Source organism: Streptomyces sp. NBC_00490 (assembly GCF_036013645.1).
GTDB lineage: Bacteria > Actinomycetota > Actinomycetes > Streptomycetales > Streptomycetaceae > Streptomyces > Streptomyces canus_F.
This window is the reverse complement of sequence record NZ_CP107869.1, coordinates 2,529,957-2,551,483: the sequence shown is the minus strand read 5'-3', so window position 1 is coordinate 2,551,483 and position 21,527 is coordinate 2,529,957. Positions and strand designations below refer to the sequence as shown.

General features: G+C 70.0%; 13 protein-coding genes. 2 read left to right on the top strand and 11 right to left on the bottom strand.

The window, feature by feature from the left end; translation table 11 throughout:
* Positions 1-311: 311 nt before the first annotated feature.
* The gene (locus OG381_RS11425; protein WP_327716000.1) at positions 312-1,166 is read right to left on the bottom strand and encodes a hypothetical protein; all 855 of its coding nucleotides are present in this window, start codon (positions 1,164-1,166) and stop codon (positions 312-314) included.
* A gap of 510 nt (positions 1,167-1,676) precedes the next feature.
* On the opposite strand from OG381_RS11425, the gene OG381_RS11420 reads away from it, so the two are divergent.
* Positions 1,677-2,618: a PIN domain-containing protein gene (locus OG381_RS11420; RefSeq protein ID WP_327715999.1), complete on the top strand. Its 942-nt coding sequence runs from the start codon at positions 1,677-1,679 to the stop codon at positions 2,616-2,618.
* A gap of 21 nt (positions 2,619-2,639) precedes the next feature.
* On the opposite strand, the gene OG381_RS11415 is transcribed toward OG381_RS11420, so the two are convergent.
* The 6 genes from OG381_RS11415 to OG381_RS11390 form a co-directional block, all read right to left on the bottom strand.
* Positions 2,640-4,070, bottom strand: coding sequence for a serine/threonine-protein kinase (locus tag OG381_RS11415; protein WP_327715998.1), 1,431 nt, complete (start codon positions 4,068-4,070; stop codon positions 2,640-2,642).
* Positions 4,063-6,234, bottom strand: a complete 2,172-nt coding sequence (locus OG381_RS11410) for an AIPR family protein (protein WP_327715997.1) — start codon at positions 6,232-6,234, stop codon at positions 4,063-4,065. Before OG381_RS11410 ends, OG381_RS11415 begins: the two co-directional genes overlap by 8 nt.
* A 455-nt stretch (positions 6,235-6,689) precedes the next feature.
* The gene (locus OG381_RS11405) at positions 6,690-8,153 is read right to left on the bottom strand and encodes a UvrD-helicase domain-containing protein (protein WP_327715996.1); all 1,464 of its coding nucleotides are present in this window, start codon (positions 8,151-8,153) and stop codon (positions 6,690-6,692) included.
* 78 nt (positions 8,154-8,231) lie between these two features.
* Complete coding sequence (locus OG381_RS11400; RefSeq protein WP_327715995.1) at positions 8,232-8,705, bottom strand: hypothetical protein; 474 nt, start codon at positions 8,703-8,705, stop codon at positions 8,232-8,234.
* The gene (locus tag OG381_RS11395) at positions 8,702-9,583 is read right to left on the bottom strand and encodes a DUF6083 domain-containing protein (protein ID WP_327715994.1); all 882 of its coding nucleotides are present in this window, start codon (positions 9,581-9,583) and stop codon (positions 8,702-8,704) included. The genes OG381_RS11400 and OG381_RS11395 overlap by 4 nt, the downstream gene beginning before the upstream one ends.
* A gap of 162 nt (positions 9,584-9,745) precedes the next feature.
* Positions 9,746-10,018 (bottom strand): helix-turn-helix transcriptional regulator, encoded by a 273-nt coding sequence (locus OG381_RS11390; RefSeq protein ID WP_008404669.1) that lies wholly within the window; start codon positions 10,016-10,018, stop codon positions 9,746-9,748.
* 618 nt (positions 10,019-10,636) lie between these two features.
* On the opposite strand from OG381_RS11390, the gene OG381_RS11385 reads away from it, so the two are divergent.
* Complete coding sequence (locus tag OG381_RS11385; RefSeq protein ID WP_327715993.1) at positions 10,637-11,197, top strand: hypothetical protein; 561 nt, start codon at positions 10,637-10,639, stop codon at positions 11,195-11,197.
* 315 nt (positions 11,198-11,512) lie between these two features.
* Here OG381_RS11385 and OG381_RS11380 read toward each other — a convergent pair whose 3' ends face one another.
* The 4 genes from OG381_RS11380 to OG381_RS11365 form a co-directional block, all read right to left on the bottom strand.
* A complete protein-coding gene (locus OG381_RS11380) occupies positions 11,513-14,554 on the bottom strand; it encodes a pPIWI_RE module domain-containing protein (protein WP_327715992.1) in 3,042 nt (1,013 codons plus the stop codon).
* 82 nt (positions 14,555-14,636) lie between these two features.
* Entirely contained in the window at positions 14,637-18,401 is a 3,765-nt protein-coding gene (locus tag OG381_RS11375; RefSeq protein WP_327715991.1) for a hypothetical protein, read from the bottom strand.
* Positions 18,394-19,662 carry a restriction endonuclease-related protein gene (locus OG381_RS11370; RefSeq protein ID WP_327715990.1) on the bottom strand — a complete coding sequence of 423 codons (1,269 nt, stop codon included), beginning with the start codon at positions 19,660-19,662 and terminating at the stop codon, positions 18,394-18,396. The genes OG381_RS11375 and OG381_RS11370 overlap by 8 nt, the downstream gene beginning before the upstream one ends.
* Positions 19,655-21,400 (bottom strand): PD-(D/E)XK nuclease family protein, encoded by a 1,746-nt coding sequence (locus OG381_RS11365; RefSeq protein WP_327715989.1) that lies wholly within the window; start codon positions 21,398-21,400, stop codon positions 19,655-19,657. The genes OG381_RS11370 and OG381_RS11365 overlap by 8 nt, the downstream gene beginning before the upstream one ends.
* Positions 21,401-21,527: the final 127 nt, after the last annotated feature.

Here is a 21,527-nt window from a genome sequence, read left to right as displayed (position 1 = left end):
GAAGCGGACCGGCAGGCGGCCGAGGGTGCTGTCTGAGGTTCACCCTACGTGCGGTGGTTACTTTCATCGGATGGCCAGGGGTTCTCGGTTTTCTGGTGCGTTCGGACGTTGCCTGGTCAGTGTGGTGCTTCCATTCGAACGGTGGGCTGAGGTAGCCGAGCCGTTTCTGGCTGTGCCGAGAGTTGTAAAAACCGTCCATCCACCCGAACAGCGCGATGCTCGCCTCGGTCGTTGATGAGACTCGTTGAGTTTGGTTCTGACCGCAATTCCGTGAATGATCTTCGGATCCGCCGGCCCGGGGCATCACGCTCCTACTCGCGGCCGAAGGGCTGCGGCGCGACGACCTCTGCCGGCATGGTGTGGGCGCCAGTGAGGTCTTCGACCACGGCGAGGTCGAGTTCGGCGGCACGCTCCCACATGTACATCTGCTGCTCAGGGGTCAGGCCCAGCGCCTCGTCAGAGGCGATGAGTTGGAGAGCGGCGGCGGCTAGTCCGGGCGCAGCCGCAGCCGCAGCCGCAGCCGCAGCCGCAGCCACGGCCTGGCGCATGGCCTCGTCGGCGGCGTCGGCCGCGGGCAGGTCAGCGGCGTAGTGCGCGGCCATCCCGTGGACCTCGACCGCCCGAGCGCTGATCCGCTCCAGGGCGGCGTTCGCGCAGGTATCGCCCTGGTCGGCGCGCAGCACGGGGTCCACCCGGTGGTGGACCGCGGTCGCAGCGGCCGGTCGCGGCGGTGCGTGCTCGGGACCGGGTTCCTGCGCGGGCTCGGGGAGGGCGGCTGCAGCGACCCTCGTTGAGCGGCTGCGCAGCTTGTCCACGCGTTGGCGCACCCAGGCGTTGATGCGTGGGCGGGCGGCGTCGATGCCGCGGGTCGCCGCGGCATAAACGAGGTCCCCCAAGAAGAGGGTCACCTCGCGGGCAAGGGCGTCAATGAAGTAGCGGCGGAACTCGCCGTCGTGGGATCGGTGGTCGTAGCCGTCGTGGTAGCCGTCGGCGTACCGGTCGGGGGCGTCGAAGAGTTCGGCCTGGCCGATGAGCGAGTTGTCCCGGTCGTCGCGTACGTTGCCGCGCATCCCGTTGGAGGAGGCGCGGGAGTAGTCGAGGTGGGTGCCGGCGGGATACACGGCCTCCACCAGCCTGCGGTTCGGCGGCCGTTCGTTGTCTGACATGGAAGCACTGTAGAAGGCGGCACTGACAGCACGGGGTCGAAGCCCATCGCGTGAGCGACGCCGAAGGCGCCCTTGACGGGGAGCCCCGGCCGGACACTAAGGAGGCGGCGACTCTGCCACTGAGAACACCGCCGTCTTCCGATCGGGAGCAGGAGCTCGGCAGGCCAAGCCAGAAGTCGAAGATCATTCACGAAATCGGGACCAGAACCTTGATTTTCCCCACCCGGTGCTCGCGGGTTCCCCAGACTTGCTCTCCTTGATTCCTCACCTGGGCCCCGACTTGCGGACCTATGCCGCACGGTTCTCACAACCCGGGGCACCGCTAACGACCGTGTCATGAGCCCGCGCCTCTGGAATCGACCATGGAGGTTGGTCTCTGCTGGTTTAGCGAGCGTCAGGGTGCAGCAGACCCGCGGATCTCGGTGGCCGCCTGCCGGGATCGGCTGCCACGATGTGGCTGGCGGAGCCGCCCGCAACGGTGCGGCAACCCGAGAGGCGAGGGAGTTGTCCATGCTGCTGCGGCCAGGGGTCACCTGCGAGAAGGCGATCAGGTTCCTCGACGATCTGGTCCAGGGCGGGCTCAACGACGTCCGCAACTCCGTCCCGCACTTCGCCCAGCCGACGCTGGCGGGCGTGGAGCCCTCGAAGCTGGCCGGGCCCGACCTGGTGGTGACGCTGCGGCAGTACGCCCAGTGGACCGCGACGACCGCCCGGCAACTGGCGGGTGTCTTCGCCGACCCCGCGGTACCGGCGCGGCTGCGCGGCGAGCACTACAGCCACATCATGCACAGCCCCCTGACGCCCTACCGAACCGCGCTGCTGCTGCACTGGGAGTTGGACGAGCTGGCGACGTACTTCATTGAACTGCAGAACCGGATGCGGCGGACCGTGGAGGACTACCGCAGCTACCGGGAGCGTGTGCTGGTCCTGGACGCGAACACCCTGCTGCACTGTCAGCGCTTCGACAAGATCCCGTGGTCTCGGGTGTGCGGGAAGGGCCCGGCGACGCTGGTGATCCCGCACGTGGTGGTGGAGGAGATCGACACCAAGTCCTACTCCGAGGGCAGCGAGAAGATCAGGAAACGAGCGCGTGGGGTCTACGAGTTGCTGGGCGACGTCCTCAAGGGCCTGTCCAGCGACGGCCGCTTCGAACTGCACGACGGCACCGAGGTCCAGGTCCTACGCGACGAGCTTGGGCACCGACGCCTGCCGAACAACGACGACGAAGCCGTGGCCCGCGCGGCCCACCTGCAGCAGGCCATCGCACCGCGCCAGATCACCGTCATCACGCGCGACAACGGGATGCGCGGCAAGACCATGACCTGGTGCCTGCCGTGGGACTTCCCACCGGACAAGTACCTGATCCCCGAGGACGGCTTCGGTGCTGAGCACCGCGAGGCGAACCTTGCGAGCATCAGCGTCGACGTCCCCGAGGACGGTGACGACACCTAAGCGCGGGTTGCCCCGGCCTCATCAGATGGACCGGCCGCCCGGCGGCCGCCGACGAATCGCGATGAGAGCCTCGCGCGCCTGGTTTGCCAGGGCAGAATCCGGACCATGCTTGCCTACCAAGTCGTTGTACAGGCTGCTCAACTCCTGTACCGACTCTGCGAAGCGGTGCACATCGCGCAGCAACAGCCCTGCCTGCAGGCGCACCTCAAGAACGACGGTGTCCGTGGGTGCGTGATGGGCGCGCAACTGGGCCAGTTCGCGTTGGAGATCGCCCAGCGCGCGTTGATGTTGGCCGAGTCCGATCCGGCAACGGGCGGCCTGGATGCGGCAGGTCAGGGCATCCTCGGCACCCTGCACGCCTAGGAGGTCGAACTCATGAGCTAGGGCCTCGTAGACCGACAGCGCCTCGCTCAGCCGACCTGCCTCGAACAGAGCCCGCGGTGTTCCCAGGCGGTCGGTGTGCCCGTCCGTACTGACCGGCTCGGGGGGCACATGGCGAACGCCCCTCGACGCGACTGCCGGGACTCGAGGTGTGTCTGGGCCGGGCATAAGGACCGGGGGCACCGTCAAGGTCGGCAGTCCAGGGAAGGAGAGGTACCCGTGATGCTGGTGCGGCAGGTGGCCCAGGAGCTCGTCCATCACGTGGCGGGCGCTGTTGGGGCGCGCATCGGCGCGCTTGGCCAACAGGCCGAGGACGAGCCGTTCGAGTCGCGGGTTGACGTTCGCACGGTGGCTGCGTAGTGGTGCAGGTTGCTGGAGCACATGCGCACACATCAGGTTCACGACGTTGCCCCCGTCGAACGGCCGCTCACCCGTCAGGAGCTCGTACAGGACTACGCCCAGGGCGTAGAGGTCGGTCTGGGGCGTGATGTGACCCGCATCGAACTGCTCTGGAGCCATGTAGTGCGGGCTGCCGATGATCTGTTGGGGCTTCGTCAGGCGGGTGGGTGCATCCAGGCCTAGGGCCATGGCGATGCCGAAGTCCAGGACCTTCACGGTGCCGTCGACCGCGATCATGATGTTGGCTGGCTTGATGTCACGGTGGATCACGTGGACATCGTGCGCGTGGTGCAGAGCGGCACATATGTGCAGTGCCAGACACGCGGCCCACACGGGAGGCACACTGCCGGAAGTGTCGATCACTCGCTTCAGGGAAATGCCCTGCACGAGCTCCATGACCATGAACATGCGGTCTGCGGTGCCGTCCAAGAAGGCGTCGTATACCTGGGGGATGCCCGGGTGATGCAACTGCGCCGTCACGCGCACCTCCCGGCGGAAGCGCTCCACGACGGCGTCGCCATCACGGTGGGCAGCGAGGTTGTCAAGGATGAGTTTGACGGCGACATCGCGCCCCAGGGTCAGGTCGTTGGCGCGCCAGACCTGGCCCATCCCGCCTTCCTCGATTGACTCACGCAGCGCGTAGCGCTTGGCGATGATCCGTGGCTCAGGCACCGTTCGTGCCGTCCCCCCGCCTCACTTCTCCGCCGGTTTCGCCCGAGTGCGGCTCGGTGCTCCGGGCCTCGTGCCACAGCTCCAGCGCAAGCTCGCTCAATGTGGGGCCGCCGGGCAGGGCCCACTGCGTGCTGGCCTGCACCGCGAGCGGGGCGTCGTCCCAGCCAGCCTGCCGCCACATGTGCAGGATCAGGCCGGCCGGGGAATAACGCGCTCCGTCAGCCGCCCACAGCAGGGGCTTGGCCATGTCGTTAGTCCATGTCGCCATGAACCGGTTCGGGTCGGCGTTCAGCCACTCCCCGATTGCCTCGTCCTCCCGGGGCCTGGGGTGATACATGAGCTGGGTGCCGTCCTGCAGCCGGTGCTGATCGACCAGGACTCGCGTCGGGTTGGGACGCCGCCCGCGACGTGGCTCGGCGGAACGCTGGTAGGAGGCAAGTTGGGGGTAGTGCCCCTGGCCGTTGAACGAGGCCAGGACTGCTGCCGCCAGTTCCCGGGAGGCGGCCGCCTGTGTGAAGGTGCGCGAGACGAAGCTGTGCGGCCCGTACTGCCGGTCGACTTCGGAGATGAGATGGGCCAGGGTCTGCGCGGTGAGTTCCGGAGCCGCATTCAGTGCGGGCTGCCAGTCTGCGTCTAGGTCGTCGATCGCCTCAGTGTCTGCGCGCTGGAACACAAGATGGGCCACCAGGAGTACGCCGCTCTCTGCGATCGCGGCGGCGCGGCCGGGCAAGGTCGCCGAGAGGTCGTGGACGGTCTGCTGCACCGTACGCAGCAGCTGCACCGAGCGCCAGATCTGCACGGCGTTGGGGGGCTCCGCAAACAGCTGCGTATAGCCGCCCTCCGGGGCAGATTGCCACAGGAAATCAGTGGAGGCGCGAGCCCCTGCGGCCATCCGCGCGTCGGGATGGGCGCAGGCCAGCGCCGTGGCTGCTTCCAGCACGGTGCAGCCTGCATCGGGCGCGGGCTCAAGCTCTCCGCGCTTGATGACGTAGTCCTTGTCCAGGGTGATTCGGAAGTCGTCGCGAATGTACGCCTGCGCCTGGTCCAGCGCGATGAAGTCGCGCTGCTCTACATGGTTTTGAGTATTGGTGGCCACCGTGACCGAGGTGGCGAACCCTGGCGGGGTCTGTCCGACGGTAATGATCCGCACCATCACCTTGGCTTCCGCGAGTGTCTGCGGATCGTCCGCGAAGGCGCGGTACAGCGCTGCCACGGTCTGTGCGCCGTTGACGATCTGCGCGTCGGTCATCGTGAGGCGCACCGGCGCGCCCTGGGCGCGGCGGCCGAAGTACTCAGCGGTGGTCGACTCGCACAGCACCGTGATGCCGTTGTTGAAATACCAGAAGTGCTCAGGGTTTTTGGCCAGGCTGTCGTCAAGTGTGGCGTTGACGGATGTGTGTCCCAGCGGGCGGCGTACGTTCACGTTGAACAGTTCTGCGCCGTGCAGCTCATACCAATGGGCGATCTCGTCTGCGGCGACCGTACCGACGTGGGAGGGATAGGGCAGGTCTTGCCCGAACCAGCCGTCGGTGAAGGTAGCGGTCACGGTCAGCGGCTGCGGCGCTACGTCCTGGCGGATAGCGGCGTGCAGGTCGCTGCTCGCCAGCACCCTCAGATCGGTGCGAGTGTCCAGGTCGGCGGATTCCCCGTGGATTAGCTGCAGGGCACGAGTCGCTGGTGCTGCCGGCCCCATAACGGCAGCGACGAGGTGGACCTGGGGCGTTGGCTGGGCGAGCACGTGGCGGATCCGGTCAGCGAAGGCCTGAAACCGGGCGTTGAAGCGATCGAAGTCCAAGTTGTCCAGCATCCGGAAGGCATGGAGGAGCTTGGAGGCGTCGGCGGACGTGAACCGGGCAGTGCCCTGGTCACTCCACTTGGCCTGAATCAGCCACAACTCGCCGGTTGCCGGTGACGTGGCCACGGCATCGATGCCGAAGTCATCGGCTCCGTCAGTGACAGCGGCGGCCGCCTCCTGCGCGGTGCAGTCGGTTACGATCCGCACGGCCTTCGCCGCCAAGGCGCGGGAGAAGAACACGATCTCGCGGTTTCGGGTGAACTCGCCGTTCCCCAGCTCGATCAGCCCGTCGAACTCGCCCGCGAGGGCCTGCCGGACCTGCCGCACTTGCAAGGGCGTGGCCACCTCCGGGTTGCTCCCTGCCGTCACGCCCTGCCTCCGTCCGATGGTGATCCCAGCACTATACGAGCGTGGACGCGCGTGGGTTCGTGAGAGTTCCCCGTCAGGCCCTGGAGTGCGCCTGTCTGATGGATGTAGCGCCCCCCACGGCACAGGCGCCGGGGGCATCCGTGGTGGTCGTGCCACCTGCCCCCATGAGGTGGGGTGCGCGTAAGAGCGGCGGGCTGCGGGCGGTGGCTTGAGGTGGGTCCCTGCGGGCCGAGGGGAGTGGACTTCTTGGGCCGCCATGTTCAGGGCTAGCCCAGGAGAGTCCTGTCGGCCATGAGTTGGCCCAACGACGCTGCGGATCGGGGCGGGAAAGTTGGCACCATGTGCTGCTCCGGCGCCGCGCCCAGTTTTGCTGTATTGCCAGTCGTTGTGTGAGGACTCGGCAGCGCTGGTCGTGGGCGGTCCAGGGAACCGTCTGCCCCTCGAGGTCTGTGACGTCATCCACTTTCGCCTTCCTGGGCGGTGGCGTTCCGCGCCAGGCCGCCGAGGTCGAGTCGGTGACGTGCGCGAGTGACGGCGACGTAGGCGAGACGGGCGTCTGTGTTGCTTACATCCAGGGCCTGGGAAGCCGCGTTTGTGCCGGGGGTGGTGTCCTGCGGCTGGGGAAAGTCGTAGCCGATCCTTACGGTCGGCCATTCGCGACCTTTGGCTTTGTGGGCGGTGGAGACGGTGACGTCGGCGTGTGCTTCCTCGGTGAGGTCGGACACGGCAGCGAGGATGGTGTCGGGACCGTGGGTGTCGATGAGGTCGACGAAGGGCTGCAGGTCGCAGCCGGCCGGATCGTAGGCGGCGTAGTCCTGCAGGTCGCCCCAGGACGCGAACAGCACCAGCTCGGGGTGATGAGTGCGGCGCCCTTCCTTCAAGTCGCGTGCCGCAGAGGCGAGTTGGGCCAGTTGCTGGCCTCCCCGGGTGAGGGCTACGCGGTGTCCTTCGCCGAGCAGACGCATGACCTCTGTCATGGCGCCGATGTTGGTGCGGCACAGCACGGCGTCGGGGTGGTCGACGCTGCTGACCTCTGCGGGAACGCTGGTGGTGCCCGTCAGCCGGATGGGAGCGTCGGCGAGCGCGAGCCACCGGTTGGCCTCGTTGGCGATCTGTGGCCCGAAGCGGAACGAGCGGGTGAGGGTCAGCTGTTCGGCGTCGAAGCCGGTCATCACGTCGGTTGCGCCCCGCCAGCCGTAGATGGCTTGGGCGGAGTCGCCGACCATGACGAGCTGGGCGTGGTCGCGCTGTGCGGTGAACACCTGCTCCAGCACCGGGTTGGTGTCCTGGGCCTCGTCGAGGAGGAGGAAGTCGGCCTCGATCTTCGGCCTGGTCAGCGCCCACATCTTGAGGTAGTGGTCGTGTTCGAAGCGGACGATGCCGTGGTCGGGGCGCTGCAGGTCCGCCCATGCCTTGGCGGCGAAGGGGAGCACGAGTTCGGCGAACTGACGATGGGCGGCGGGGGCGTCGAGGCCGCGTAGGCGCGGCACGTGGTGTTGGGCCAGTGCGCTGTCGGCGGAGTGGCAGAAGCGGGTGACGGTGCGCAGCACGTTGTGGGACAGGGTTCTCTGGCTGATCTCGTGGTCGGCGATCCGTACGGGGCGGAGGATGCCGAGGGACTGTCCGGTCTTCCAGGCCGGCTGGCGGGGGCTGTTGAGTCGGTCGGCATAGCGGTGTCCGAGTGCGGCGAAGGCGGTGGCGTGGGCGGTCCGGCACTGCACCGTGGACGGGAAGCGGGCTGCGGCGTCCTGCGCGATGTCCTTATTGAAGGCCAGGTAGCGTCCCCGGCGTTTGGTGCCGGCGGCGAGCATGCACAGGGTGCTGGTCTTCCCGGTTCCGGCTCCGGCCTGCAGTGCGAGGTGCCGTCCGGCGCGGAAAGTGTCCGCCGCGTGGACCTGTTCGTGGGTGGGGGTGGGCAACGTGGGCTCCGTGGGATGGGAACGGCCGGAACGGGGCGCAGCGGGTGGCAGCGTCCGGCCGGGAAGGCGACGGCGGGCTCAGCGTGGCAGATGTACCTGCAGAAGGCGGCCTGCGGCGCAGGCCAGAACTTCTTCCAGGGGGTGGTGGGTGAGCAGGCGCTGTATCTGCGATTCGAGGCGGTGACGCCGCTGGCGTTGCTCGTGCGCGAGATAGGCCGTGATTCGTTCGGCCAGGACGTCCCCGGCGCGCTGGCCAAGCGCGGCCGCCTCCTCGCGGATCTGCGCGTCGGCGCGGCGGCTGAGGGCGACGTTGAGCAGGACATGGCCCTGGCGGTCGGGATAGTGCGTGGCCAGCACGTCGATCGGCAGGACCGCGTCCAGGCGGCGGCGCAGGCGGTGCAGGGCGCGGCCCGGGCTCTTGCCGCGGTGCACCGTCATCAGCCGGGTGCGGTCTGCGTTCGCGGCGAACGTCACCCGGTGGCGGGCCTGGTGAAGTTCCCGAACGGTGGCGGGCCGCGTCAGGACGATCTCGACGGCGTACTGATGCGTCACGACCAGACCCGCCGGGGTGCGTGGCCGCCGGGGCGGCGCCCGTGCGTGGGCAGGCGGGTGTGGATGTGCTCGTGGTGGCGGAGCGGGTCGAAGGGTTCCCAGTCCGCGACGGCGAGGTCACCGGCGGTCGACGCTGTGGCATGGTCCCGGCACCGTTGGGTGCGCCAGCGCAGCTGTTCCTGGTACGGCAGTGCGGACAGGCTGTAGACGGCCATGACATCCGACGGCAGTGCGAGCTGACCGTGGTGCACGGTCGCGGGTACCAGGGTCCACACCCCGTGCAACCCGCCGGGGCCGAGGACCTCGGCCGTACAGCGGGTTCGGCGCCGGGTCTGGGCGACGCACTGGATCTCATCGACGGGGCGGGAGGCCAGGTAGCGGACGAACAGCAGCTGCACGACGGGCCGGGCCGGACGGCAGACGGCCTCGCCCGGCGGCGGGCCGCCTGCCAGTGTGGCAGGTGGAGCGAGGACTCCGGTGTCCAGCAGACGGCGGGTGCGCAGGGCGAGAGCTCGGCGCAGGCCGGACAGCTGCGGCGCGGCCGTCGGAGCCGGGCGGGCTGGGCACAGCAGGTCGTGTGCCAGCCGGCACCAGATGCTCCCGTCGCCCGCGGGATGGGCGATGCCGCGGCTGACGTGCCAGCGGCAGGACTCCGGCACCCCGGCCACCGGCAGTTCGTGCGGACGCAGCCGCACCAGCCGGTCGTCGGCCCCCAGGTAGCACTCGACCGGATTGCCGCATTCGCGGCAGGACGTGGTCTGGCCGCATCGCAGCAACCGGCTGGCACTGTCGGGGGCGATACGCAGGGACCGCCGCTGGGGCGCGCTCGCGCGGCTGCCGTCCCAGCGCCGCGCGGAAGGAGAAGGAGAGGGGCACATGCGGGCGAACCTGCCAGCCGACACGCCCCGCCTGCGGTACGCGACCCTGATGATCCCCCGGGCAGAGCAGAACGGGGCGACAACAGTGCGAACGCTTGCTCGCGCATTCGATAGGGCGTTGCCGGATCGAGTGAATCGCCGCCGGCGCTGGACGGGCCCGTATCAGCTGTCGGAGCTGTCGTCGGTGCCGGGGAGGCCGTGCTCGTGACAGAGGGTGGCGAAGAGCTCGTCGAGCGGTGTGTCCAGGGCGTGTGCGAGGGCGTGCCATGTCTTGAGGGTGCCGACGGTGCGGCCCTGCTCGATCTCGATCACAGTGCGCCTGCCCAGGCCGCTGCGGGAGGCGAGCTCGTCGTAGCTCCACCCGCGCTCAGCCCGCAGACGCCCGAGCTCCAGTCGGAGGGCGTCGAGGTCCGGATCGGGCGGCAAGATCGTCACCCGACCATCCGACGGTGCAGACCCCTGCCCTGTCAGTGCAGACCTCTGCCCTATTTCTCCCGATGGCTCCACCGGCGGGAGGGCAGGGGTCTGCACTACGGTGTCGGCCGTCCCGCCGTACCGCGCGGTGGGGCTGGCGCCGGACCGGGAAGGGAGGGACACACGCCCATGAGGCTGCGCACCGTGTGTCCACAGGCGGCGCGGACCTGGACGGTGGAACTGCGATGCCAGACCGGCGGGCTCGTTCTCGTGTGCCAGCACTGTCCCCAGGACGGCCGGCGGGTCACCGCGCAGTCCGCGCGCTCGGCGGCCCTTGCTCACCTCGCCCGGCATGCCCGCGGTGACCTGAGGGCTCCTCACCTGCGTACCTGTCAGTGTCATGAACGCGGCTGCCGTTGGCACCGCCGTCACCGCGGGTGCGCGGGGCCCATCCGCCTGCTCCTGGCTTGCGAACGTGGCGGCCGTGTCTGGCGCCTCGCCGACGCCTGCGGCGCCTGCGCCGCGGCAACCGCCCAGGCCGCCGTCGTGCCCGACACCGTGCTGGCCGCACCGTTCCACCCGCCTTCCGCGCGGCCGCGCGGCCCCCGGCCCGGCCGGGGGCCGGGGGAGCGTGTCCGCGTGAGCGAGATCCTCAGCTACCTGGCCGCGGCCCTGCCCGCGGACGTGTCCGCCGGGGCGAGGCTCCTCGCCCTGCAGTGCGCCCTGCGCATGAACGCGTACCTGTACGTCGAACTCCGTGCGGGCCTGCTGCGCAGCCTTCGTATCGATCCGGTGAAGGCCTGCCGCGAGTTGGAACAGGCGCGGTGGGCAAGCATCGTGAACGGTCCCGGAGCGGCCGGGGTGGCTGCGGAGCTTCGCGACGCCACGCTGCTCGCCCAGTCACCGGCCCGCCCCGACCGGCGGCGCGCGGCCGACTGGGCGTTGCGCACCGGGTGCCCTGCCCGGATCGGTGGAGCAGAGCCGCAGCTGCGACTGTCGGGCGTCTATCTCGCGGCGCGCAGCGATCCGTCCTCGGGGGAGGGACTGAGTGAGTGCGACCGGATCATCCGTGACTGTGGCCTGCGCGATCAAGGGTTCCACGGTGTGCTCAGCCATCTGACGGCGAACGGCGTTTTGGAAGGGTGGTGGATCTGCCCGGATTCAGGCGACGTGCACTGGACGCTAGCGCCGAGGCGATGATCGGCAACCCCTTGCCGACCGTGAGATGCGGGAACGGCCGGCGGGGGTGACTTGGCTCGTCAGACGTGCTGTCGGGTAAGCGGTTGCGGGTTCGAACCCTGGAACGGGATGAGCGAGGGAAACGCCTGACCGCGCCGGCGGCGAGGGGACCGATGGCGACGTGACCGACGTCGCGGCCAGACCCGAACTGGTCACGGTCACCCCAGTGTTCCGCCTTCCTCCGCTGACCGCGCACACGAGTAGAGAAGGGTGCATGCAGGGGCTGTCGTCGGTCTCTCACAACACAGGTTCTGTGGATACCGGTGTCCTCCGTCGTCAGGGCACCGCGTAGGTGTCGATCCCGTCGTCAGTCGTGGGCAGTCCGGCCGCCTCGGCGAGATCTGGGTCCTCCATGCTCTGGTTTCCAGCAGGTGTGTCTGACCCCTCGTTCGAAGTCCGGTCGCCGTCGGCGAGTGTCGGGAGGACATATGCCTGGGCCAGCCCCGCGAGGTGGAGTGGGAGGGGGAGAGACAGGGCAGCGGCGTAGTCCGGGGCCTGGCGGAGCTGGTGCATGGCGAGGGCCAGCGCCTCGGGGTCGTCGGGCTTTTCCGGTACGGGGGCAGCCGGATCGTCATCCTCGTGGCAGCCCAGTACCGCGATCTCCACCAGGGTCGGGTTCCAGGCGCTGGTGCCCGCCTGCGAGGTGAGGTTGCCTGCTGCGTTGACCCGGGTAGCGAGGCGGTCGAGTGCGGGGGAGATCGCATGGGTTCCGGGGCGTTCGGTGGTGCTGTAGAAGATCCGCTCGCGCGATGAAGCCCTGTACTGCTGCTGGGGATCCTGTGCCCAGAAGCCGGCCGGCTGTCCGTGGGGCTTGCCCGGGTCGGCCAGCCCCCACCACTGGGCGCTCTCGCGACCGCCGCATCCGCGCACGCGTACGAGGCGCAGTTCGTCGTCCAGTCGTCCTGCTGGGGCGTGGCCGGTCTTGATCAGATCGCGTTCGGTCTGGCCGTCCTGGAGCCAGGGCCAGTGCAGTCGGCTGTTCTGAGCGTGGGTGATCAGTGCGGTGGGTTGCCCTCGGAGGGAGTGCAGCACGCGTTGGAGGAATGCCGCGGTCTCCCTGCGCTGTTGGGCGAGGTTGCTGCGCCACTGCTTGCCGGTGACCCTAGGGGCATCGGGACGTGCGTCATCGTCTGGAGTCCCGGGTTCCGTGAACGCTTCGGGGTCGATCTCCGCCTGTTTCACCAGACCGAGGAGGAACTGCGGGTAGGGCACCCATTCCCCCGCGGTGTCATCCCAGCCGCGTACGGCTGCAAGGCCTTCCCCGGCCGGGAGCGGGGTGACGAGGACGGCCACAGGCAGGTGCTTGGGCAACCGGGTCGGGCCGTCCTTACGACGTTTCACCATCCACACCGCCGCGTATTGCAGCGAGTCCGGAAGATCGTCACCGAGGGTGTGCTGGGGCAGGACGCGGACGCCGAGCTGCCGCAGTCCGTCGAGCCACGAGCTGCACGTGCGGTGGTCGAGGCTTTCCGCATTGTCGATCTGCCGGTCGGTGGACGGGGTGACGACGAACTGAGTCAACAGGCCCGCGTCGGCGCACCCGAGGCGGATGGCGAACTTGGGGTCCGTCGACGCCGGGCGGAATGTGCTGCGGTGTGCGACTTCCACGAGGGCGAGTTCGGGGCGGAAGGGGTCCGCGCCGTCCGTGCGGAGCCATGCGCGCAGGGCGCGGCGCCGTCCGGCGACGGCAGCCGCGAGCGCCGCGCCTTTGCCCTTGACGGCCGGGTCGGGCACGAGCCGGTCGCCCAGTCCGTCGGCGAGGGGCAGGCAGCGCAGCCGGAGTGTGACCTCCGCCGTCCGCCACTCCAGGACGACCGGTGCTCCGGGCGTGGCCTCGTCGAAGTCCCGGTCCGTGACGTGGGCGGCACTGGCGCCGCCGTCGCCGTCGAGGCCCAGGGCCTTGGCGAACTGTTCCACTGCCTCGCTGCGTACCTCGGGCGACTGCCACAGCAGCCGGGCCTCCACCACGGGCGGGTCGGCCTGTTCCGGGCCGTGGGAGGCGATCCGGGCTTGTGCCGCGAGTGCCACGCGCCGTGCCCGGGTCTCACGCAGCAGCTCGGTCTTCTTGGCCTCGTCGGTCCTGGGCTTGGGCCGCCGGTTCTCCGGAGCGCCGATGCCCTTGCCGCGTCCGCGCGTGAGGTCGGGTACCCGGGCCAGTGTTTCAGGGAGGGCCTGCTCGGCCCATTCGGTGAGCTGGGCCCGCTGGTTGGGCATGAAGCCGGTGCCGATCTCGTGCTTGCCCATTCTGGTGCTGTGGACCACGGCGGCGCGGACGCCGTGGCCCTCGCCGATCCAGGAAACCGGTTCGGTGAGGAGCTGTTCGGGATCGGGGAAGTTGCCGGCGAGGCTGAGTCCGCGCAGGATGCCGGCGGTGTCGTTCTCCGACCAGACGAAGGTGTCGGCGGCCCGGTCGCGGCGCAGGCGTGCCAGTGCGTAGCGTTCGGTGGCCGGTGCGCCCGGCAGCCAGGGGATGGTGGGCCGCAGGTAGACCGTAGTGGCCTCCCGGTAGGGCAGGTTGAGGCGTTTGGTGGTGGTCCGGGGGTGGGTCGCCCAGCGGCGTACACCCCAGTGCAGGTGGAGGCGCGGCCTAGGGTCGAACGGCGTGGTGTGCAGGGAGATGTTCAGAAGGACGGAGAACCACCACTCCTTGCGTTTGACGGTCCGGCACAGGGGCTGCGACATGAGTTCCGCGCCCTGGTCGCGAGGTCCGCGGGGCAGCGCCCGGAACCGCAGCTCCCCGCCCTCGAACGGGAAGGGGGCGAGAGTCAGGATGCGGCGTGCCAGGGCGTCGGTGGCGAGTTGGAACTGGCGCGGTTCCGGGGCGGCAGTGCCGCCCCGGGTGGTCGGGGTGGTGAGGAGTTCGACGCCGCTGACCGGCTGCCACTCGGGCAGGTTCTGCTTCAGCTCGGTGCTGCTCGCGAGCAACAGCGAGCGGAACCGGGGATCCTGTGCGGAGTCCTTGGGACCGAGGGTACGCAGCCAGGCGTCGAGGAGTTGCTGCATGGAACGGCCCGGGAGGGGGTCGGGCGCGGAGGCCGGTACATACATCCAGAAGTCCTCGGCGGCCTGCGGCCCCGGTTCCACGGGGATCCGCGGCCGGGGGCGGACGATCACGTCGGGGGCGAGGGTCTGGAGCACGCCGTCGAGTCGGCGGGTGGGCAGCGTCGGCTGCCGCTTCTCCTCGTCCCGCCCGTGGTTGTGCAGTTCGAGGAGCCCGGCATGCCAGTGTTCGGGGAATGGGAGTGCGTGGAAGTCCTCGGTCCAGGGGGTGCCCTCCTCGGCCAGGTGGTACGCGGATCGGCGGATGTTCTTGTACATGTCGGTTCTCCCTGCGATGTCCGTACGTGAACTGGTGCGGTTGCCCGCCGACAGTGCTGCCCAGGGTGGTTGTTGGCGTGTTTCAGTCGACCGATCGCGGGCCGGGTGACGTCCCCATGGCACACAGTGCTTCGTACAGCGGGCGGTAGAGCAGCTCGACGAGTGCGGCGTCGGCGGGGTCGGTGCACGCGCCGTACGCGACGGTGTCGGTGTCGCTCTGGGCGAAGTACGGCGCCAGGACGTCCCGCAGTCGGACGAGCAGCCCCGGGTCGCCTGGGCGGCGTGGACGCCGGCCCTGGCCGGTGAAGGGGGTCTGTGCCGCAGCGAGTTGCGGTGCGAAGGCCGCGTCGACGAACACGACGCGGGCGGGTACGCCACCGCGGACGAGGCGCCCGATGACCTGCCAGATGGTGACGAGCTGGTCCCAGACGAAGGACTTCTTCTCGTCATCGGAGAGCGAGGAGTAGATGTAGGGCCGTGACAGTACGTGCCGCCACACGCCGCGTGCGGTGGTCCTGAAAGCGCTGCCTGCCGCGTTGAGGTCCCCCGCCTGGGTGACCATGTCGCAGAACGTCCCTTCGTCCGGCAGCTTCAGTTGACCGCGTACGAACCGCGTCGCCCAGTCGTTGATGGCGAAGACCGCCAGGGAGAGGTCGTCGGGGCGGGGGTGCGGGCGGACAAGGAAGAACACCGTCCCGAACGCCGCCACCTTCTCCTCGCCGGGCCGTTGGGGGGCGGTGAGGATGTTGTGTCCTCGCTCCACGGCGAGGAGGGGCGCCACGAGCAGTTCGGCGTCCGGGTCGTCGGCGAAGGACGCGAGGTCCCCACGCCGGACCGCTCCTGCACCTGATCCCGTGCCCGGCGCCTGGCTCCCCGTCGGCGCCGTCCCGTCGACGGCGGCCTCCAGTTCGGCGTCGTCGGCGGCCAGGACGCGTACCCGGCCACGCCAGCGCGGGATCTCGTTCAGGGCGGTGGCGGCCACCTTGGCTTCCGCGTAGCTGCCCACCAGAAGCAGGGCACGCTTGCGGCGCTGGTCGGGGATCTGGGCGAGTTCGCTCTGGAGAGGGGAGGAGTTGCCGTCGCTCCGGGACCGGGCGAGCCGGTCGATCATCAGGCGCAGGACGTCCTCGCGCTGGTCGGGGTCCTGGCCGGAGAGCCGGATCGGCTGTCCTGCGGCGTCGTAGAGGAACTCGGTGCGGAACATGGTCTTCCGGATAGCATCGAGAGCCTTGCGCTGCGGTTTCAGTACGGCGCGGACGGGGGCGAGGACGTGGGCCCGGGTAGAGGTGCCGGCCCAACTGGTGCCCGACATCAGCAGCACGTGTGGGCCTGCCTTGCCGAGGCCTGGGTCGGCGCCGAGCTGGTGAAGACCCAGGAGCAGTTCCCGGCCCACGCCCGCGCAACGGAAGAAGCGCAGGGTGCCGGTGCGGTGCCCGTCCTTGTTGCGGGCGGCGGCCCGTTCGTCCACCAGGTACTGGAAGCCCAGGACGTTGCCCATGGGCGCTTCGGGCAGCAGTGGCGCGTAGTCGAGGGGCGGGCGGCGGGTCAGCTCGTGGGCCGCGGAGTCCAGCCGTAGCGCTGCCTCCACTTGAGGCCACAGGAACGTCACCCGGTCCAGGCGTTGGTGCAGGGCGGCGAGGACGAGTGTGAACTCCAGCCGCCGTGCGTTGAGTTCACGCCACTCCTCGGTGAGTGGTACGTCCTCGGGGGCAGACTCCTTGCCTCGCTCGGCGGCGGGCATGGGGCGCTGTTCCGGGCCCGGCGCTCCGACAAGGAGGGAGTCGAGGAGCGTGCGGACACGGCGCCGTGTCTGTTTCTCGTCGAGGGTGTGCAGCACGTCGTGGGCGAGGGCGGTGAGCTCGTCGGCGGGGGTTCCATAGGGGCCGCGTCCGCCGAGCGGATCGTCGCGGAACGTGTCGAAGAACCCGGTAATATCCGTGCGTCGCTGCGCCCAGGGAGCGTCGGGGACAGGGGAGTCGCCATCGGCCCCAAGCCCGTCTTCGTCCTCGTAGAGTGCGCTCTCGTCTTCGACGTCCCCTTCGCTCGTGCTGTCCGGTCGCCCGGCGGCCTGGCCTCGCGTCAGCGGGTACCAGGCGTGCAGCAGCTTCTCCTGGAGGGTCCACGCACTGAAGTAGTCGATCTGCGCCCAGTCCCGCAGCGCTCCGTCGTCGATGAGCATGGCGTACAGCCGGTCCGCGGCAGAACCAACGACGTCCAGGGCGGCGGACCACCGTTCCACGTCCTGGTCGGAGAGCTGGAGCCGTCCCTGCCGGGCGAGTTCGGCGATCTCGTGGGTCTGCAGCTGGTCGAGCCAGGAGTCGGAGACACCGGTGGTGACGAGCGTGGCCGACGGGGCGAACATCTGGTCGAGCTGCATCTGTACGCGGTCGGCCTCGTCGACGACGACGATGTCGCTGCGCAGGCAGGCCAGCTCCAGATAGCGCAGGCGCTCGGCGTTGAGCTGACGCGGAACCGCCGTCTGGACGAGACTGGCCGGGTTGGCCACCCAGATCAGCGCGTCCACGAGGTCACGCGCGGCGGAGTGTCGGGGGCAGACGCTCCACAGCGGGCAGGCGTGCGGGGTGCCCAGGTCCTCCTCGTCGGTATCGTTGTCGTCCGTGGCGCCCTGCCTGTCGACGGCGCCTCGGGCTCGTTCGAGCTCGCGTACCGCGCGCTCGGCCGCGGGCTCCTCGGCGGTCTCCTGGCGCCGAGCGGGGTGAAGGGCACCGCACGGTGCGTCGGTGTAGCGCAAGGGCTCGGACGTGTCGAGTGCGCGCAGGGCGTCCAGCGGGCAGGCGGTGCTGAGGTGGGCGAAGACGGGTCCGGTGTGAGCCAGTAGGGAGTGTTCTCCCCGTGCGGCGAGTCTGCGGTGCAGCCGCTGGGTGTGCTGGAGCCGCGTCGTGCCCCCCTGCACCAGGGCGGCGCTCAGGCCGAGCGTGCGGAACAGCTCGGTCAGCGTCAGCTGTTCGGCCACGTCGCCGACGACGAGAGTGATGCGCAGGCCGTTGTGGTACGCCCAGACGGCGAGCAGGGTCATCAAGGTCGACTTACCGGCGCCGACCATGCCGACGAGGTGGGTGAGCCGGTGGAGCGGCAGCGCGGACGCCGCCTCGAAGTCTGTCCCGTCCGGGGTACGGGTGTCGAGGTCGAGTTGGGCGAGACGCTGCTCCCAGTTCCCCGCCTTGAGCCCGCGCCGCTGCTCCTCCGCGTCCATCCATCGTGCGACGTCGGCGAGTTCGTCGAGTGGCACGTCGAGGGGGCCTGCGGTGGCCGGGCGTTCGGCGGTGAGGGGGTGGCCGGGGAAGGGGTCCCGCACGAGATCGGCGGGGACCGTGACGGAAGTGCGCCGGTGGCGGCGGTCCATGAAGCGGTGTTCGCCCGCCTCCGCCGGGGGAAGCACCTTCGTGGCGAAGCCGGGGAGGTTCGCGAGCGCGTCGTCGTAGGTGGTGAAGCGGTCGGCCGCCACCTTGAGGGGGACCCGATGGGCGGGCTCCCCCGCCGCCGGGACGCGGTACGCGCGCAGCCGTTCGGGCAGTTCCAGGTAGGCGTCCAGGCTCTGCTGCCACATCCGGCCGCGGCGCATCGGCCAGAGCAGGTGCCGGGCCGCGGCCAGCGCGACCTGTTCGGTGGTGCCAGTGGGGAGCTTCGAGGCCCGCGCGAAGGCGAGGCCGTAGCCGCCGAGGAGCGTCCACGCCCCGTCGGCAGCGTGACCGGGCGCCACGGTCTCCATCAGCCGCAGAGCGAGCTCGACCTGGCAGAGCAGAGCGGGCCGGGTCCCGGCGTGTTCTTCGGGCCAAGGCCTCAGTGCGGCGACGACCGGCTGGTACCAGCTGCTACGGTCACGCATGGTCTGGTCCCTTCTTCCCGGCGCCGTCGGTCGCCGCCGTCTGGTTTCCGGACCGGGACGACGCTGTGCGTGCCCCGCCGTGCTCCCTGGCCGGAGGCACTGTGTGCAGGGGCGCGATGGACGCGTCCGGCCCGCGTTCGCCGGACAGCCGCAGCCGCGCGGTCCGTTTCAGCTGATCGTCCGTCAGCAGCCGCAGACCGCCCGCCCCCGCGCCCCGCTCCCTGGCGTACATGGCCAGGTAGTCACGGCGGGCACGCACCCGGAATGCGGGCACCACCCAACAGGCTTCGTCGTACGGGGGCTCGGGGCGGACGGCGGTGGCGGCGCGTCCGAGGAAGGCGGGGTGTGCCCAGTCCTTGACGTCGACAGCCCATACGTGACCGTCGGGGAAGGTGATGCGAAGGTCGTACGCGTCGAAGCCGGGCCACATCTCGACGGTGAGGCCCAGGGCGCGTAGCTCGCCCTCCAGAAAGACCTCGGCGCGTCCAGGGCCGGTGACGAACTGCCGCAAAGGTTTCCGCAGTTGACGCAGCTCGCCCACCTCGGACGCGACGAGTTGCCGACCGCGCGGTGGGGGACCTTGGTGCCGGCACTGGTCGCGCTCGCACCACCACTCGGTGTCGGACACCGGATGGAGCAGGGTCAGGCAGCGGTGACAGCACAGGCACGCGCCGTCCCGGCGGAACCCGAGGGGGACGGGGGCGTAGATCTCCTCGATGAGAAAGCGCACGGGGTCGAGGAAGAGGTCGGTGCTCACCTCGGTCCAGTCCGCCTCGGTGAGGACAGGCCGATTTACCAGGAGGCGACGGAAGGCCGTGTACGACTCGGGTGACGACACGGCCCGGCAGGCGCGCAGGGCCTCGTGGATCACCAGGCGGTCGTACTGCCGTCCGGTGCTGTCGCCATACCCCTGCACGGCGAGCTCGTGGCAGAGCTGCGCGGGCTCTCCGGAATCCTCGTCGATCAGCCGGTCCGCGGTGTCGAACAGGTCCGCGGGCAGCCGGTCGAGGGGCCAGCTGCCCAAGGGGCGGGCGCGGGCCCAGCGCATCATCTCGGGCACCCCGGCCGGGGGCTTGGCGCCGTTGCGCAGGCACTGGAGTACCAGAGCATCCAGGGCCCGCTGCGCGCCGGCCGGGTAGGGCAGAGTGAAGGAGTCAAGGCGGTCGACGGCCGCCAGGTGCAGTACGGCGGTGGCCACGTCCCGCAGGAGGACGACATCGGGGTTGGACAGCCAGTCCGGTACGAGCTGTTGGTCAGGCATGGGGCGTGGCGTCTCCTCGTGGCGAGGTCTGCGTGTCGGGGCTCGGCGGGCGCGGATGGTCGGTGACGTAAGCGGTGCCGGGCCGACACCAGGTCCGGGCCTGACAGCCGTGGCAGTGGCGTCCGGTCCTCGGTTCGTAGGTGGTGTCGTCCAGGAGTGGCTGGGCGAGTTCGGTGATGACGGCCCGGGCTTCGTCGACGTTCTCGTCGCGGCCGGGGTCGATGGGTTCGAGCCGACTCTCCCCGTGGCCCTCACGTAGGTGCTCCAGTTCGACCCAGGAGCGGCGCGGGTCGTCGCCCAGCGCGCCCGCGTGGAACAGCAGGACACCGAGGGCGAGTTGGGGATAGGTGTGGAGCAGGGAATCGCGTTCCCACAGCGGGCGGGCCGACGTCTTGGTCTCGCGCCAGATCCACCGGCCGCGGTGGGTGTACACCAGGTCGGGTACGGCGAGGACGACGATGTCGAGTTCGGGCACGTAGGCCGTGACCCGATGTTGTACGAGCACCTGCTCGTCGGCGTCAAGTCCGTTGAGGGGGCACAGGAGCCGGTGTTCCGCGAGCATCCCGGCAGCCTCGCGTGCGGAGGTGTCGTCGAGTCCGGCCCTGGCCCGTATCGCCGTCGGCTCGGGGATCTCGCGGTCCCGGCAGCCGCGCACCGGGCGTTCGGCGTGCTCTGCGTCGAGCCAGGCATCGACGGCTCTGCCGCGCCGTGCCCCCCGGTCCTCGGCCGAGAGGTCGTTGAGGTGCAGTCGCCGCACCAGGTGGTACTGGGCGGGGCACTCGGCGTGCAGCCGCAGGTCCCAGACGGAGACAGAGCGGCGTGGGCGTGCGAGAGCCGGAGGGTGCCCGCCCCACAGCCGCGGGGTGCGTTTCAGATCCGTGCAGCCGGCGATGGCCTTGCAGTCGACACAGCTCTCCCCGGGCTGCACGCCGAGTTCGGTGGCAGCCGTGACGAAGGCAGGCACAGCGTCGTCCCTGAACCGCTGACTCGCCTTGGCGGGGTCTTCGGAGAGCAGCTTCTCCACGGACCCGTCGGCGCACCCGACGTCGAAGACGCGGACCACTTGGGGCAAGCAGGTGCTCTCGGTCGCGGTGGGCGGAGGTTGGGCGCGTTGCTTGCGGCGAGGCGTGGGCGCGCCGAAGGCCATCACCTGTGCCACGGCCCCGAGTTCCGCGTCGGGGCGGTGGGTCTTGGCCCGGCCCATGGAAGGCAGCCACAGGTCGCGCACCCTTCCGTCGGAGGAGGTGTACATGCGGCCCCAGAGGGTGTGCTCGTACTGCCGGGCGCCACGCGCGTCGGGAGCGTCCGTGCGGGAAGTGCGCCACGTCCATGGCTGCTTCACCGGCTTGGTCTCAGGCAGCCCGGCCTCGACGGCGGCTGCCTGTTCGCGGGTACGGGCGGCCACGTAGCGCTCCAGGGCGTGGGCGGTCCAGGCCAGGTGGGCGGGGTGGACCGGGGCGCCCCATCCCCGGAAGGGACCGCGGGTGCCCCGGAGTTCCTCGCGTACCCGCTCCACGGACCATCCGTCGTATTCCAGCAGGTCGAGGGCGGTGAACAGCGGGCCGAACCCGAACTCCTCGCGGGGTGGCCGCCGGAACGGCACGGCCGGGTCGGCGACGAGCAGAGGCCGCATCGCGGTGCGTCGGTGGGTGGGACAGGCCGCGTCGTCGGGCCGGGCCATCCGGGGGCTCGCCCTGATCAACCAGTCGTGGCCGACGACGCCGGGTGGGTTCTGCATGGTGACCCCCGTGACAGGCGGTATGGGCAGGAGGTGCCCAGAGCAACGGGAGTCCGAGGACGTCCGGGCGCCACTAGAGCATGGCATAAGTCTGTGAACTGAGTCCATGGACGTCTCGTGTCCAGAA

What these genes read in the sequence shown, in the direction of transcription:
- OG381_RS11425 (WP_327716000.1), bottom strand. Translation starts at nt 1,166, where the DNA reads ATGTCAGACAACGAACGGCCGCCGAACCGCAGGCTGGTGGAGGCCGTG.
- OG381_RS11420 (WP_327715999.1), top strand. Translation starts at nt 1,677, where the DNA reads ATGCTGCTGCGGCCAGGGGTCACCTGCGAGAAGGCGATCAGGTTCCTC.
- OG381_RS11395 (WP_327715994.1), bottom strand. Translation starts at nt 9,583, where the DNA reads ATGTGCCCCTCTCCTTCTCCTTCCGCGCGGCGCTGGGACGGCAGCCGC.
- OG381_RS11380 (WP_327715992.1), bottom strand. Translation starts at nt 14,554, where the DNA reads ATGTACAAGAACATCCGCCGATCCGCGTACCACCTGGCCGAGGAGGGC.
- OG381_RS11375 (WP_327715991.1), bottom strand. Translation starts at nt 18,401, where the DNA reads ATGCGTGACCGTAGCAGCTGGTACCAGCCGGTCGTCGCCGCACTGAGG.
- OG381_RS11370 (WP_327715990.1), bottom strand. Translation starts at nt 19,662, where the DNA reads ATGCCTGACCAACAGCTCGTACCGGACTGGCTGTCCAACCCCGATGTC.
- OG381_RS11365 (WP_327715989.1), bottom strand. Translation starts at nt 21,400, where the DNA reads ATGCAGAACCCACCCGGCGTCGTCGGCCACGACTGGTTGATCAGGGCG.